Here is a 15,919-nt window from a genome sequence, read left to right as displayed (position 1 = left end):
TTAGATAGTCTTAGCGTAAAAGGAAAATGATGAATACCCGTATTTTCTAGTTTCTATAAAATTTGGATGATCTTCCATTTGTCTTGTTGACGGATGCTCAACAACAAGGAGCCCATGTTCATGCAGCAATTCCTGTTCAAAAATTAATTTTGGCAATTGTGGCAATTTAGGAATATCATAAGGTGGGTCTGCAAAAATAAAATCATAGGTATTCTTACAGCTGGCAATAAACTTAAATACATCGGCTTTCCTTGCTTTAATTTGCTCCAGTTTCATCTTCCCGGCTGTTTCATTAATATATTGCACACATTTGAAATGAAGATCTATTGCATCTACTGATTCCACATCCCGCGATGCGAGCTCAAAACTAATATTTCCTGTTCCTGCAAAAAGATCCAGACACTTTAAACGATCAAAATCCAGTCGGTTCTGTAAAATATTAAACAACGCTTCCTTAGCGATATCCGTGGTTGGCCTCACAGGTAAATTGGTTGGTGGGTTCAGCCTTAAACCACCTAAACGACCTCCGATTATTCGCATAGTATAGAATCAAACAATACATTATATGGGGCCAAATTTGACTCGATCTCGCTATCCGCCAATATGACTTTTGTCTTCAAATCCAATATTTCGATATCCCCCGCATAAGTAGAGATACGTTTATAATAAGATTCATTTGGAATTTCTCCTGAAAGGAGCACTTTATTGATGGAGTCCCCTAGATTGAATTGTGTTAAAATATTAAGCACATAGTAGCTGATATCATCTAGATTATGAATTTCAAAACTATTGTAAAGCTGGAAAACACCATTTTTAAAAAGATAAAAATCAACTGTATTGTCAGCTACAAAATGAAGCCCCAATACGCTCCCCCTAATGGATACACGCTCCTGCGCACGGTCAAGTACAACCGCAAATTCGGGAAGTATAACAGCATCAGGAAACAACCGCTTCCACCTATTCAATAAAAGACCATCAAACTGATATACAGCAACTAAATTAAGATTATCTAAAGAATAGCTAAATGTATTTTCAAGATCAGTTGTACCTAAAAACTGGAGGTAATCACTGATGTTTTCGCTCAGAAAAAATTCTTTTGGAATAAACGTAAAAGTTTGATGTGGTATCACAACGCGGACAAATCGAAACGGAAGGCTCATAATTCGTGTGGCATCCAAAATTGGCTCCTCTGAAGGATACTCGATCAAAATCGGTGCGATCGACTTTTTATCAACCACGGCCAGGACATCCTTCTGAAAGCCAGCCTTGACCAAAAGATTGTACTCCGGTAAATAATGAATATTAAATTGTTTTGAAATATAATTCATTCGCTGAATTGTAAAAATTAAAACTTCTTAGAGCAAAAATAGCTTTTTCTAGAGGATAAGACAAACCTTTTAAATAACTTTGAGGGTGTTCATCAAAAATCTGTTAATACAGCAATTCCCTTGGCAAGCCACCGAACAGCAGTTGGAGGCTTTCGAATTATTGCAAGAATTTCTTCTCGCTTTTGACAAACAATCCTGCTTTGTACTTAGAGGATATGCGGGTACGGGAAAAACAACATTAATTTCTGCGCTGGTTAAAGTGCTGCCTGCATTGCGGAAAAAGGCTGTTCTGCTGGCACCGACAGGCAGGGCTGCAAAAGTGATCACCTATTATTCGGGACGCAAAGCACTGACGATCCATAAGAAAATATACCGTAAAAAATCGGCTGTTTCTTTTCAGCTCGATTTCACCTTGGCGGAGAACCTGCATGAAGACACTTTATTTATCATCGATGAAGCCTCAATGATATCCAATGCTTCAGTGAATGCGTTTTCGGCAAGCCTTTTGGACGACTTGATCCGTTATGTGCAATCTGGGAAGAACTGTACCCTATTATTTGTTGGAGATACGGCTCAATTACCTCCTGTAGGACTCCTGGATAGTCCTGCCTTAAACCCAAGCTATCTCGAAAGTGAATTTCATCTTTGCGTTTATCCTTTTGAGCTAACCACGGTTGTCCGCCAATCCAAAGACTCCGGTATATTGTACAATGCAACCAAAATACGCGAAGAGATAACCTCGGCAGAGAAAGATCAAGACGACTTCCCTTTTCCAAAATTCATAACAAAAGGATTTAAAGATCTTTACAGAATGACAGGTGAACGGTTAATCGAAGGTATAAACTATGCGTATGATAAATATGGACTCGAAAATACAATGATTATCTGCCGTTCAAATCGATCTGCAAATTTATACAACCAAAATATAAGGAACAGGATTTTGTTCCGGGACGAGGAGCTCACCGGCGGAGATTATATTATGGTTGTAAAAAACAACTACTTCTGGCTACAGGAAAACAACATGGGCGATGGATTTATTGCAAATGGCGATATGGCCAAAGTGCGAAAAGTAAGTAACATCCACGATCAGCATGGATTTCGATTTGCAGATGTCACGCTTGAATTTGTAGACATTGACGAAATAGAACCCATCACCTGCCGCGTTATCCTAGACAGCCTTTATACAGACAGCCCTAATCTGCCCTATGAAACCCAAAAAGCACTCTACGAAGAGATTGCCTTAGATTATGCCGACATCATGGATAAGAAGGACAGGCTCGAAGCAATCAAAAAAGACCCCTATTATAATGCGCTTCAGATTAAATTTGCATTTGCAATTACCTGTCATAAAGCACAAGGTGGCCAATGGCCAATCGTGTTTGTCGACCAGGGGTATATAAACGATGATATGTTGGATCTTGAATTCTTAAGATGGCTGTACACTGGGGTTACCCGAGCAACAAAGGAACTTTTTCTGGTCAATTTCAATGAAAACTTCTATCCATCATAGGATTATTACACGAATCATTCGCAAAAGAACCTAATAATAGATATTTTTACGTTCGGAACCATTATTATACAATTATCTATATTATTAATGCATAAGTACTACTTAATCTTAGCGGCGAGCTTATTGCCCTATGTTAGCACTGCACAACAGGCGAAAGAAGCGCCTATAAAGCCCAATTATCAGCTGGCTGCAAAATTCTCCCCTGAAAAACTAAAGAAAATGATTTTTTCGACTAGCATCAAACCAAATTGGATCAATTTTTCCGATCGCTTTTGGTATGATTACGCAAGTCCACAAGGAAGAAACTGGTACATTGTAAACCCTGCACTAAAAAAGAAAGAACTTCTTTTCAATAATGACAACCTCGCCGCTCAGATTACTAAAATCGTTAAAAATCCTGTTGATGCCCAACATCTGGAATTACAGGGGCTTCGATTTACCAAGGATGAGAAAAAATTAAGGTTTCAGGTTCAGAGTACCAAAGACACCGTAAAATCCAAAGATGAAATACAAAAGCTCAAGAATAAGTCCGATACGACCAAAAAGAAACTATTTTATTTGGAATATGACTTAGCAGCACAGTCTGTCGTTGAAATCAGTGACTCAACAAAAGTAAAATCACCATTGGGCTGGGCGACATTCTCCCCTGACACCAATACGGTCTATTTTGCGAAAGATTACAACTTGTATTGGATGGATAAATCCAACTATCTTAAAGCGGTAAAGAATGAAAAAGACAGCACCATTGTAGAGCACAAGATAACAAAAGACGGTGTACAATATTATGCCTGGGGCGGTGATGAATACAGCACAACTACAGGTGAGGAAAAAGACAAAGACAATGACCCAAAACGTAAACGAGTATGGATCAGCTGGTCGCCGGATGGACGTTATTTCACCTTGACCAGAAAGGACAACCGTTCTCTAAAACCCTTATGGGTAATCAATAATGTTGGTTCAGCCAGGCCGACACTTGAAACCTATAAATACCAAATGCCTGGTGAAGTCGATTCGACGGAAACTGAACTTTATATCTTCGATGCAGCAGCAAAATCTCCACGCCGCATCAATATATCCGCGTTTAAAAATCAGACCATCTCTACCTGGACAAAAACTCCGGATAAAAATTCTTATAAAGAGGATTATTTTATCAACTACTGGTTAGGCAATAACGAAGAGTTTTACATTTCACGCTCTAGCCGTGACCTTAAAAGGATTGATCTCCTAAAAATCAATATAAATGGTACGGTAAAAAATATTATCCAGGAGCGTTCCAATGTATATTTGGATGTTCAAAAACCATTCCTTATCGAAAACAAAAAGCAATTAGTCCATTGGTCAGAAAGAGATGGCTGGGGCCACTACTACCTTTACGACACGAATGGAAAATTGATTAATCAAATTACAAAAGGTGCCTTTCATACAGAGGAAATTACCGGTTTAGACCCTGCTTCAGGAACACTATACTTTACAGCATCGGGTCGTGAGAAAAACGAAGACCCTTATTATCTACATCAGTACAGTGTAAATACAAATGGCTCCGGAATTAAATTATTAAATCCGGGAAACTTTGATCACCAAGTGGAAATGAGCGAATCCTCCCGATATTTTATCAATAATTCCTCCAGAGTAAACACGACTCCCGAATCGGTCTTATACAATAGCAATGGACAGAAAGTAATGACACTGGAAAAGACAGATCTATCCTTACTATTTGCTGCAGGGTACAAATTCCCGGAACCTTTTAAAGTAAAAGCCGGAGATGGTACCACGGATCTTTATGGAGTCATGTATAAACCATTTGACTTTGACAGTACCAGAACTTACCCCATTGTGGAATATGTATATCCCGGACCCCAAACCGAGGCTGTCAATAAATCCTTTGGAAGAAGCATGGACAGAATCGACAGGCTAGCTCAGTTTGGCTTTATCGTCATCACAGTCGGCAACCGTGGCGGACATCCTTCACGTTCACAATGGTATCATACCTATGGTTATGGCAATTTGCGCGACTATGGTTTGGAAGATAAAAAAGTCGCTGCGGAACAGCTTGCAGATCGCTATAAATACATCGACATCAACCGCGTTGGTATAACCGGCCACTCCGGAGGTGGATTTATGTCTACAGCCGCAATGCTTGTTTATCCTGATTTCTTTAAAGTCGCGGTATCTGGTGCAGGAAACCATGAAAATCAGATTTACAACCGCTGGTGGAGTGAGCGCCATCATGGGGTAACAGAAAAAGTATCCGCTAAAGGCGATACAACATTCTCCTACCAAATCAATAAAAATACAGAGCTCGCAAAAAATCTAAAAGGTAGACTACTTATCGCTACCGGAGATATTGACAACAATGTACACCCGGCAAATTCCATTCGAATGGTAGACGCATTGATAAAGGCTAACAAAAGATTTGATTTCCTGCTATTACCTGGACAAAGACATGGCTTTGGCGATATGACTGAGTATTTCTTCTGGAAAATGGGCGATTACTTTAGCCAATATCTGTTGGGTGATTCCAAGATGAACGAAGTTGACATGACTGAAATGAATCGAGAAAAGCCACAAAAATAACGGTTACATGACCTACGATGAAAAATTAGCATTTTTATCCGTTACCTTGAGATCTTTCGAGGTAACGGATTTTTCTTTGGATATCCTTCAAGGGATAAGCCTAGCCGATCTGCTGAACATCTCCTTAGAGAAGGACAAAAAGATTGCCTTTCGCGCTGCCTGGGTATTTGAAACCATCGTTTTAAAGAATACAACATTGCTAAAATCTGTTCTCGCGCAGTTCTTGGACAATTTAAAAAAACAAAAAAACTGGAGCTGCCTTAGAAGTTACACTAAAATTCTGCTATTTTTGACGTCGAAAAAAAACAAAGAATATACGCTTCAAAATGAGATAGAAGAAGAAATTATCGAGCATTCCTTCCAATGGATGATTGAACCTACATGTCCTGTCGCTGTACTGGTCAACTGCCTGGACATCTTAAATAACTTGCGAAAGAAGCACCCTTGGATATATGAGGAATTACAGGCCCAGATAAGCTATTTTCAACGGACAAAACCTAGTCCGGCCTTAATGAGCCGGACTAATAAAATTATTCAGCAGAAAAATTAAAATATACTTTTCACTCGCGCTTAAAACAATGTATTTCCTTTCGAGAGGTTGGCACGGCCCAAATGCTTATAAGCAGCCTCGGTACACTCGCGTCCCCTCGACGTCCGCATAATGTATCCTTCTTGAATCAGAAAGGGTTCATAGACTTCCTCAATCGTACCTTCATCCTCCCCAACTGCTGTGGCTACGGTCTTTAATCCTACTGGACCACCTTTGAATTTGTCGATAATGGTCGTTAAGATTTTGTTGTCCATCTCGTCTAAACCATTTTCATCCACATTAAGCGCATGCAAAGCGTACTTCGCAATTTCTTTATCGATGCTCCCATTGCCCTTTATCTGTGCAAAATCCCTTGTACGACGCAGTAAAGCATTGGCTATCCGGGGCGTCCCTCTGCTCCTTCGCGCAATCTCATAGGCACCTTCATCAGAAATCGGTGTGTTTAAGATATGAGCTGAGCGCAGCACAATAGTTGTCAACAGTTTTGCATCATAATATTGTAAACGTGAATTAATTCCAAAACGTGCTCGCAAGGGGGCTGTCAAAAGACCTGAACGCGTTGTGGCCCCTATCAAGGTAAACGGATTCAGGGATATCTGAACGGACCGCGCATTTGGTCCCGTTTCCAGCATAATGTCAATTTTGAAATCTTCCATTGCCGAATAGAGATACTCCTCTACTAAAGGGCTTAAACGGTGAATCTCGTCGATAAACAAAACATCCCCTTCTTCGAGATTTGTCAATAATCCTGCTAAATCACCCGGTTTATCCAATACAGGTCCAGAAGTAATTTTGATACCAACCCCCATCTCATTAGCAATGATATGGGATAAGGTTGTCTTTCCTAAGCCCGGGGGGCCATGCAGCAAAACGTGATCCAGCGCCTCTCCTCTCAGCCTAGCTGCCTTCACAAAAATATTGAGGTTTTCTAATATTTTAGCCTGTCCCGTAAAATCTTCAAAAGCCTGAGGCCGCAATGCCCGTTCAATATCACGATCTGTATTGCTCAGACGTTCTGGGTTTGGATCTAAATTCTCGTTCATTGTGGCAATATTTAATTTCTCTTGTAGCGCTTTCCGATACTTCCTAATTTCAATTGGATCACTCCAAAAAAAGCTTCCTTAAAGATACTTGTGCTCATCTTTGATGTACCTTCGGTCCGGTCTGTGAATATAATGGGTACTTCAACGACATTAAAGCCATATTTTATGGCTGTGAATTTCATCTCAATCTGAAAAGCATAGCCTACAAATTTAATCTTTTCAAGTGGGATTGTCTTGAGGACTTCCCTGGAGAAACAAACAAACCCCGCAGTAGCATCCTGAATAGCTATTCCCGTTATAAAACGAACATATACCGAAGCGAAATAGGACATCAGCACACGGCTCATCGGCCAATTGACAACATTCACGCCCTTGATATAACGCGAACCTATGCTCATGTCTGCACCATCCACACAAGCCTGCCGTAAGCGAAGCAGATCCTCTGGATTGTGGCTGAAATCCGCATCCATTTCGAAAATATATTGGTAATGTTCGCGGGATAGTGCCCATTTAAATCCATGGATATATGCTGTTCCTAACCCCAGCTTCCCAGTTCGCTCTTCGATAAACAAACGGCCAGTAAATTCATTAGCCTGTAAATTCTTGATGATGGTAGCCGTCCCATCGGGAGAACCATCATCTACAATTAAAATATCAAATGCCTGTGATAAGGAAAAAACTTTGCGAATGATTTTTTCAATATTTTCCTTTTCATTATATGTTGGAATGATAACTAAACTATCCGTCACTTTTTTATATTTAAGACCAGTAAAGGTAATCATTTACGTTAAATTTTAGTACAGGAATTCGATGAAATCTACAGGATAATCAACAATACTCGGGAGAAAAGACAGTAAATCCTTCAAGCTCAAACCAACACATCGACATCATAAATAAGCGGCATCAATAAGTTACACCCTTATAAAAAAGAGAAGCCCGTTACTTTGGGAGTAACGAGCTTTCATTAACCAATTATAAACTTAAATTATGAGACTGCAAATATGATGAAAATTGCTTTCATTTACAAATTTATTTGCGTTTTCATGCAACATTTTCAATACAATCTCTATTTTATTTTGCTAAATCGTTTATAAAACACGCACACTACCGCAATCTAACGATCCACCTCCCCCAAGACGATATCAATCGACCCAAGGATCGCTATCAAATCAGCGATCAGCACCCCTTTTCCGAGTTCTGAAATCACCGAAAGGTTATTAAAACTTGGTCCCCTTGATTTTACACGTAATGGAATATCTGATTTATCTTTTGTGACAAAATAAAACCCTAATTCTCCTTTCGGATTTTCAGCACGGACATAGTAGTCCTGCGCTTTCAAATTCACTTTCTTCGGAACCAAAGCTCGCGGATCAAATTCGGCTGTACGTGTAAAGTCTTTCTGTAATCGTTCAAGGCATTGCTCAACAATGCGAACAGATTCCTTGACCTCATCTACCCTAACTTTATAACGATCCCAGCAATCACCAAGTGTCCCCATTTCACCTTTTCCCACAGGTATCTCAAAATCAATTTCCGGGTAAACAGAATAGCCATCTATTCGTCTCAAATCCCATTTTATCCCCGAAGCACGCAGCATAGGCCCCGATACACCATAATTTATGGCAACATCAGCAGGAAGTACACCTATTTTAGCTGTACGGGAGATAAATATTTGATTCTGTGTCAATATCTCATCAAGTTCGACCAATTTGGGCTTGAAATACGCAATAAATTCCGTACAGCGCTCTTCAAAGCCAACAGGCAAATCATAAAATAAACCTCCTACCCAGATATAGTTGTACAACATCCTGGAACCTGAGGCCCATTCCAACATATTCATGATATGTTCGCGATCCCTAAAACACCACAGAAATGGCGTTGTTGCGCCGATATCAATACCATATGTACCAATAGCAATTAGATGGGATGCTATCCGGTTGAGTTCACAGACCAAAACCCGAATGTACTCTATTCTCTTAGGTATTTTACTGTCGAGTCCAAGCATGCGTTCAACCCCCATTACGAAAGCATGGCTATTGTTCATCGAAGCCAGATAGTCCAGGCGATCAGTAAATGGAATTGTTTTTGCATAATTCAACGATTCAGCATGCTTATCAAAACAACGATGCAGATAACCCAAGTGTGGAACAACCTCTTTCACGATCTCTCCGTCTGTAATCAGTTGTAACCGAAGTACACCATGGGTCGAAGGATGCTGAGGTCCCATATTCAACACCATTTCCTGACTTGAGATCTCTGTGAGGTGTTTTTCATAGCGCATTAATGCCTCTTTATATTTTGGATTCGCCATTTTTATCAATTAATATGAATGCCATGATATTTTTCTGCTTCCTCATAATCCTTTCGTAAAGGATAACCTTCCCAATCGTCAGGCAGTAAAATCCGTCTCAGGTCCGGATGTCCCTCAAAATATATCCCCATAAGGTCAAATGCTTCACGCTCATGCCAGTCTGCCGTGCGCCACACCGAAGTAAGCGAAGGAATCTCAGGTAGTTCATTCAGCGAACGATTACCAGACAACTCAACTTTTAAGACCAAACCGTGTTGATAAGGTAAGGAATTTAGATGGTAAACAATAGCAAAATACGTTTGATAATCCACTGCAGTTAGGTTGCTTAAAAAATCAAAGTACAAGCCTTCTGTATCCCTCAGAAATAAACAAACGGCTGCAATATCTGCTTTATCAATAAAAAGTGCTGGCTGCAGCCCATTCCGATCTTCTTTAAGAATAATTTGACTTCCAAATTTGGAAACAAGCATCGATTTAATTTCGTCAAATGTCATATTTATGGAGCTATGCGCGTAATCTTCCAGGAATCCGACACTTTTTTATAGACCATACGATCATGTAGCCGACTTGCACGCCCCTGCCAAAACTCGAAATAAATCGGTTTCAATAGATAACCACCCCAATGTAATGGTCTCGGTACAAAATCGTTTCCATTATATTGATTCTCGAGTTCTTCCACCCTATTTTCCAAAAAATTACGGTTAGGGATTTCGTGACTCTGTGGAGATGCTAACGCACCAATACGGCTTGCTTTGGGCCGCGATTGGAAATATTCATCCGAATCGGCCTCACTTACAAAATCAATGACACCTTCGATCCGGACCTGCCTTTGTAATTCAGGCCAAAAAAACAACAAAGCAACATGCGGATTAGCTTTCATGTCTTCCCCTTTACGACTTTCATAGTTTGTAAAAAAGACCAGTCCTTCTGCTACGATATCCTTCAATAAAACAACTCGCGAGGACGGCAATTGATGGGAAGAAACCGTTGAAAGTACCATGGCATTGGGCTCGATTACCTCACTGTGAATAGCCTCATCAAACCATTTTTTAAACTGGTGGACTGGATCACGATCCACATCCGATTCAGATAGACTACCTAATACGTAATCCTGTCTGATTGCTGCAATATCTTTATGTTGAATGGACATAGAAACCTGTTTTTATATCCTACAAACTTACTAAAATCATTGCTTTTTCTCTATAAAGTTAGTAGAAATTGACAAAATCCTAATTTTGGCACAAATCTCGCATAGATTAAATAAAAAAGATTAAATTCAATAAATAATTAAAATTCGCGCTATATGTTTACCGAACTAGACCCACAAAAAGGAAGTTTATTGATTTCCGAGCCTTTTATGCTAGACCCCAGATTCCTCAGGTCCGTGATATTGTTATGTGAGTACAATACGGAAGGTTCGCTCGGATTTGTTCTAAATAATCAAACCAATGTTCGTATAGGCCAATTATTGGAATCTATACCAGATTGCAATTTCCCGATCTACGTTGGTGGCCCAGTTGCTCAGGAAAGCCTTTTTTTTGTACATAGCCGTTTCGATTTACTGTTGAGTGGCGAAGAAGTGGCTCCTGGAATCTATTTTGGCGGCGATGAAGAGAAGCTTATCGAAGCCATACAAACCGATAGCATAAAACCTGACGAATTAAAATTCTTTATCGGATATTCTGGATGGTCCGCAGGTCAATTAGACGGCGAAATCAAAGAAAATAGCTGGGCTGTACAAAACAAATACCATCATCAGCTCATTTTTGAAGGTAACGGTGAATTGTTGTGGAAGGATGCCATTATTGGACTTGGCCCCAAATATGCACATGTCGCCAATTTCCCACAGAGCCCAGGCCTAAATTAATGTTAGGAACTTGCGCTCGCTGGCAGTTTACTTAAAAAGCCCTTAAATTCAACAAATGAGCCTATGACAAAATAGGCTGTTTCCTGCCATCATGTCCTATAAAGACGATTTGGAACACTGATTGTATGTTTATAAAACAAATTAAAAAATTAAAAATAGCGACATACAAATTATGAATCCAGAAAAAGGTAGTATTTCAATTCACACGGAGAACATATTTCCCGTAATCAAAAAGTTCTTATATTCTGATAATGAAATTTTCTTGCGTGAACTGGTATCTAATGCAGTTGATGCTTCTCAAAAAATCAAACGTCTGGCATCTTTGGGTCAATACCAAGGTGAAACAGGTGAATTGATTGTAGACGTAAAATTTGATGAAGCTGCCAAGACCATCACTATTTCCGACAATGGTATTGGTATGACAGCAGATGAAATAAAAAAATACATCAACCAGATCGCTTTCTCAGGAGCAACAGAGTTCATGGAAAAATTCAAAGAGGCAAATGATGCAAATGAAATCATTGGCCGCTTTGGTTTAGGCTTCTATTCCGCATTTATGGTAGCCGATACGGTAGAAATCCAATCCTTATCTTATCAGGATGGAGCAGAACCTGCTCATTGGACTTGCGATGGTAGTACATCTTACGAAATTTCTACAGGTACAAGAACCACCCGTGGAACAGATGTCATCTTGCATATTAACGAAGAATCAACTGAATTTTTAAGCCAGGCACGCTTACAGGACATTTTAGATAAGTATGCTAAATTTCTTCCTATTTCAATTCGTTTTGGTACCAAAACAAATTCTGAACCGGATGGTGAAGACGAAGAAGGAAAACCAAAATACAAATCTGTAGAGGTAGACAATATCATCAACAATACCAATCCGGCCTGGACAAAATCGCCGTCTGAATTAAAAGACGAAGATTATCTAGCCTTCTACCGCGAACTCTATCCCTACTCTATGGATGAACCATTGTTTTGGATTCACCTCAATGTAGACTACCCATTCAACCTGACAGGTATCCTCTACTTCCCTAAAGTTAAAAATGAACTGGAGATCCAACGCAATAAAATTAAACTCTACTCTAGACAAGTGTTCATCACCGACGAGGTGAAAGATATTGTTCCAGAATTCTTGATGTTACTTCATGGGGTAATTGATTCGCCGGATATTCCATTAAACGTATCCCGTTCATTTTTACAGGCAGACAGTAACGTTAAAAAAATCAACAGTTATATCACCAAAAAGGTGGCCGACAAATTGAACGAAATATTTAAGACTGATCGTAAGGGATTTGAAGAGAAATGGACGGATATCGGTTTATTTATCAAATACGGTATGCTAAGCGATGAAAAATTTGCTGAAAAAGCAAATGACTTCTGTTTAGTAAAAAACACAGGTAACCAAAGTTTCACCATTAAGGAGTATTACGAAAAGGTCAAAGATATTCAGGTAGATAAAGATGGAAACATTATTTATTTATATACGCATGATGCTGCTCAACAAGATGGTTTCATCCAAACTGCATTAAATAAGGGGTATGATGTTTTGATGCTCGATGGACCACTGGATACGCACTTTGCAGCTTATTTGGAGCAAAAAGGCGGTGAAAAGGTACAGCTGAAGCGTGTAGATGCTGACGTTATCGATAAATTGATCCAAAAAGACGAAAAGGTCGAACTTGCCCTTTCGGAAGAAGAATCTAAAAAAGCGTTAGCGGTCTTTGAAAAAGCAATCTCCCGTCAGGATATGAAAGTTGAGGTTGATGCGTTAAATGAAAGCGATTTGCCTGTGTCGGTAACAATTGATGAATTTATGCGCCGAATGAAAGATATGGCCAAGACAGGTGGTGGTATGAATTTTTATGGTTCATTGCCCGATAATTATAAAGTAACTGTCAATGGGAACCATCCGCTGATCAAAAGAATTTTATCGTCATCTGACGAAGAGGGTTCAAAACTAGCAAAACAAGCTTTTGATTTAGCGCTCTTGTCCAGAGGTTTATTGTCGGGAGCAGATCTAACGTCTTTCGTGAAGAGAAGTGTAGAAATGATCTAATCATATTTCTTTTAACAAAAAATGCGGTTTCTATGGTAGGAACCGCATTTTTTGTTAAAATATCGGAAGCAAATGACAAATTTAGACAAGCGAAATGCACATCAACATCGAAACGTAACCATATCGATGTTTTTTATTAAAATTTAATAAACTAATCTTCACCTAGTTGGCATTAAACGCTGTTTTTTTTCAATCAAATATTTGGAGGGAATAGGGTTTAATCGTACTTTTGTATCATCAAAATCACGGTAGGTATAGCTCAGTTGGTTAGAGCACTAGATTGTGGTTCTAGGGGTCGTCGGTTCGAGCCCGATTACTTACCCAAAAAGGCAGATCAAATGATCTGCCTTTTTTAATTTTGCAAATTCAACCAATACAGCCTCCCTTCAAAATTGCTCCATCAATCCTTAATTAATATAAAATTCAGACTCAATAATGTTTTTATGCTATACAAACATATCTACATCGATTAGGGTAAGGGGTCCATGACGGAAGGATTTCCTGGATCATAAATGCCCACAGCAACTTTAGAGTCAGCACAGCCATAATATAAAAACCATTTTTGTTTAAAAAAGACCAATCCTTCAATAAAAACAGTACCATCGATATATTGCCCACTTTTTTCGAAAGATTCCATGGGACGCAAAAATGGAACATCCATTCGAGCCAATACGCTTGTGGGATCTCGTGAATCAAATAAAACCTGCCCAGCGGAATAAGTATTTTTATTAAAGCGCTTATCTCCTTTTTCAGCATGATTCTTACCATTGTACAACAATACAATACCTTTATCAGTCAAAACTGCCGGGGGACCGCACTCCGTCAATGAACTATCAAAATAACCATCCCTTGGCGAAATAAAAGCGATCAATGCCCCCTTTTTATCTGTTACGGGCTCCCAGTCAATCAAATTATCAGATGTGGCGCCATACACACCATGTTCCCCCCAGTATAACCAATATTTCCCATTGATTTTAGCTATGACCTGTCTGTTACCTTTCATTACTGTCACAATAGAAGCTGATTTATGCGGTTCATCAACAAGAGTGGGCCTGTTTTTCGATTTTTTAAAAATGGGACCATACTTAGTCCAGTGTTTCAGATCAGTGGATATTGCTAAACCTAAGCGTGGAACCTTTCGATTCCATTGGGTATAAAATAGTACAAAACGCCCGTCCTCCGTCTGTGCTAAGCGGGGATCTTCCGTCCCACCGGGCCACTCGTTATCCTGCTGCTCATCGGGAGCTGGATAGAATACCGGTGTTTTCAGTCGTTCAAAATGAATACCGTCAGCACTAGCTGCTAATCCCAGTCGGGAGGTCCGGTGGCCAATCGCCTTCCCTGTCCGATCTTCTGCACGATAAATGACATAAACACTATCTCCCCTTACCACTGCAGCAGGATTAAAAGTGTCGTTGTCCTCCCATCGAATCTCCTTCTTCAGAATTGGATCATAAAATATCGAACTCGTATCAGGCTCAATAATTGGAATGATACCTTTGGGCCGCTCAAAGCCTCCTAATACCCATTGTTCTTTCTTAAGCTTTCCGCCAGGCTGTACGTTACAGCCACATAAAAAGACGAACACAATAGAACCTGCAATTTTAACGATAACATTCATATTTTACTTGATCTCCCATGCTTAAGATGCAAACCTGTAAAGGCAAAAATTAGAATTGGTTACAACAGAAAGGTGAGCGAATCTACCCCCCCCGATCATTCACAAATATAACGCTATTTGAAAGAAATAAATGCCACAAAAACAAGTTCATCAAAAATTGAATTGGAAGCCATCCCCAAAAAAACTAATAAACAATTTATCGATAAACAACTCATCATATTGCAACTTATTGCAACATAACAACAAATTCAAGGTTAAATATTGCAGTATATAGCACAAAAGCACTATATTTATAGCATGATATCCAAAGTAGAACGCCACGATTTTATATTGGTTAAAATCAAAAAGGAAAGAAAATTAGCGATGGTAGACTTAGCGGCCGAACTTGGTGTCTCTGAACATACCGTCCGACGTGATCTTAAAGAGTTATCCGACGCCGGCTTGCTTCGCGCTATTCGGGGTGGCGCCACGCTACGATCAAACATGCCATTCGATATATACGACCGAAACAACCTTGATGTTATGGAGAAACAATCCATAGCAGAAAAATCGATCACTCTATTGAAAAATCATCAAGTTGTCTTTTTCGATGGCGGCACAACAACACAGACAATTGCAGGAAATATTCCCGATAGCCTAACCCTTACTATTGTCACACATAGTCTCCCAATAGCCAATATACTTGCCAACTTCCCAAACATCACCTTGATTTTTGCTGGTGGCACTTTCTGCAAATCATCACTTACTATGCAAGGACAACAAACGATCTCCACATTTGAAGACATATACGCGGATATCAGCTTCATAGGTGTATGTAGCCTAGATCTCCACCGCGGACTTACATCAAGAACACACGAAGAAGCAGATATCAAAAGAGTACTATGTAAAAATTCAATGAACATTGTTGCTGCCACAACAAGCAATAAGCTGGATACCTTGGCTTCTTTCCTGACATGCCCCATCTCTGATATCAGTTATTTAATTACAGAAAAGGATCCTTTTGACCGCATTTTACAGCCTTATGCCGCACAAGGTATTACAATCTTATAAGTT

Annotated in this window: 14 protein-coding genes and 1 tRNA gene; 7 read left to right on the top strand and 8 right to left on the bottom strand. The window is 39.6% G+C overall.

What is annotated here, in order from left to right:
- Together rsmD and K2F45_RS13180 are read right to left on the bottom strand one after the other, a co-directional pair.
- Complete coding sequence (rsmD, locus tag K2F45_RS13185) at positions 1 to 540, bottom strand: 16S rRNA (guanine(966)-N(2))-methyltransferase RsmD (protein ID WP_075992598.1); 540 nt, start codon at positions 538 to 540, stop codon at positions 1 to 3.
- Positions 531 to 1,328 carry a DUF3822 family protein gene (locus tag K2F45_RS13180; RefSeq protein ID WP_075992597.1) on the bottom strand — a complete coding sequence of 266 codons (798 nt, stop codon included), beginning with the start codon at positions 1,326 to 1,328 and terminating at the stop codon, positions 531 to 533. Before K2F45_RS13180 ends, rsmD begins: the two co-directional genes overlap by 10 nt.
- Before the next feature lie 85 nt (positions 1,329 to 1,413).
- Here K2F45_RS13180 and K2F45_RS13175 point away from each other — a divergent pair, with 85 nt between their 5' ends.
- From K2F45_RS13175 to K2F45_RS13165, 3 genes are all read left to right on the top strand, one after another.
- Positions 1,414 to 2,838 carry an ATP-dependent DNA helicase gene (locus K2F45_RS13175; protein WP_248933795.1) on the top strand — a complete coding sequence of 475 codons (1,425 nt, stop codon included), beginning with the start codon at positions 1,414 to 1,416 and terminating at the stop codon, positions 2,836 to 2,838.
- 87 nt (positions 2,839 to 2,925) lie between these two features.
- A complete protein-coding gene (locus K2F45_RS13170; protein ID WP_248933794.1) occupies positions 2,926 to 5,412 on the top strand; it encodes a S9 family peptidase in 2,487 nt (828 codons plus the stop codon).
- 7 nt (positions 5,413 to 5,419) lie between these two features.
- Positions 5,420 to 5,962, top strand: coding sequence for a hypothetical protein (locus K2F45_RS13165; RefSeq protein WP_248933793.1), 543 nt, complete (start codon positions 5,420 to 5,422; stop codon positions 5,960 to 5,962).
- 20 nt (positions 5,963 to 5,982) lie between these two features.
- On the opposite strand, the gene ruvB is transcribed toward K2F45_RS13165, so the two are convergent.
- From ruvB to pdxH, 5 genes are all read right to left on the bottom strand, one after another.
- On the bottom strand, positions 5,983 to 7,005 hold the full coding sequence (gene ruvB, locus K2F45_RS13160) for a Holliday junction branch migration DNA helicase RuvB (protein WP_075992593.1): 1,023 nt from the start codon (positions 7,003 to 7,005) through the stop codon (positions 5,983 to 5,985).
- Between the two features lie 11 nt (positions 7,006 to 7,016).
- Positions 7,017 to 7,754: a polyprenol monophosphomannose synthase gene (locus K2F45_RS13155; protein ID WP_075994792.1), complete on the bottom strand. Its 738-nt coding sequence runs from the start codon at positions 7,752 to 7,754 to the stop codon at positions 7,017 to 7,019.
- Positions 7,755 to 8,119: 365 nt separating this feature from the next.
- The gene (locus tag K2F45_RS13150; RefSeq protein ID WP_120336172.1) at positions 8,120 to 9,286 is read right to left on the bottom strand and encodes an NADH-quinone oxidoreductase subunit D; all 1,167 of its coding nucleotides are present in this window, start codon (positions 9,284 to 9,286) and stop codon (positions 8,120 to 8,122) included.
- 35 nt (positions 9,287 to 9,321) lie between these two features.
- On the bottom strand, positions 9,322 to 9,810 hold the full coding sequence (locus K2F45_RS13145) for an NADH-quinone oxidoreductase subunit C (RefSeq protein ID WP_248933792.1): 489 nt from the start codon (positions 9,808 to 9,810) through the stop codon (positions 9,322 to 9,324).
- Between the two features lie 2 nt (positions 9,811 to 9,812).
- Positions 9,813 to 10,466 (bottom strand): pyridoxamine 5'-phosphate oxidase, encoded by a 654-nt coding sequence (pdxH, locus tag K2F45_RS13140; RefSeq protein WP_075992591.1) that lies wholly within the window; start codon positions 10,464 to 10,466, stop codon positions 9,813 to 9,815.
- Positions 10,467 to 10,619: 153 nt separating this feature from the next.
- Between pdxH and K2F45_RS13135 the strand changes: the two genes are divergently transcribed.
- From K2F45_RS13135 to K2F45_RS13125, 3 genes are all read left to right on the top strand, one after another.
- Positions 10,620 to 11,183 carry a YqgE/AlgH family protein gene (locus K2F45_RS13135; protein WP_075992590.1) on the top strand — a complete coding sequence of 188 codons (564 nt, stop codon included), beginning with the start codon at positions 10,620 to 10,622 and terminating at the stop codon, positions 11,181 to 11,183.
- A 172-nt stretch (positions 11,184 to 11,355) separates the two neighbouring features.
- Positions 11,356 to 13,245 carry a molecular chaperone HtpG gene (htpG, locus tag K2F45_RS13130; RefSeq protein WP_248933791.1) on the top strand — a complete coding sequence of 630 codons (1,890 nt, stop codon included), beginning with the start codon at positions 11,356 to 11,358 and terminating at the stop codon, positions 13,243 to 13,245.
- Between the two features lie 248 nt (positions 13,246 to 13,493).
- Positions 13,494 to 13,567: transfer RNA gene (locus K2F45_RS13125), tRNA-His, on the top strand.
- Positions 13,568 to 13,714: 147 nt separating this feature from the next.
- Here the strand turns inward: K2F45_RS13125 and K2F45_RS13120 are convergent.
- Positions 13,715 to 14,866 (bottom strand): glycoside hydrolase family 130 protein, encoded by a 1,152-nt coding sequence (locus K2F45_RS13120; RefSeq protein WP_248933790.1) that lies wholly within the window; start codon positions 14,864 to 14,866, stop codon positions 13,715 to 13,717.
- Between the two features lie 297 nt (positions 14,867 to 15,163).
- Between K2F45_RS13120 and K2F45_RS13115 the strand changes: the two genes are divergently transcribed.
- The gene (locus tag K2F45_RS13115) at positions 15,164 to 15,916 is read left to right on the top strand and encodes a DeoR/GlpR family DNA-binding transcription regulator (RefSeq protein ID WP_083663626.1); all 753 of its coding nucleotides are present in this window, start codon (positions 15,164 to 15,166) and stop codon (positions 15,914 to 15,916) included.
- Positions 15,917 to 15,919: the final 3 nt, after the last annotated feature.

The sequence above is a fragment of the Sphingobacterium siyangense genome, assembly GCF_023277505.1.
Taxonomy (GTDB): Bacteria; Bacteroidota; Bacteroidia; order Sphingobacteriales; family Sphingobacteriaceae; genus Sphingobacterium; species Sphingobacterium siyangense.
Note: the sequence above shows the minus strand (reverse complement) of the source record. Positions and strands in the feature narration are given on the sequence as shown.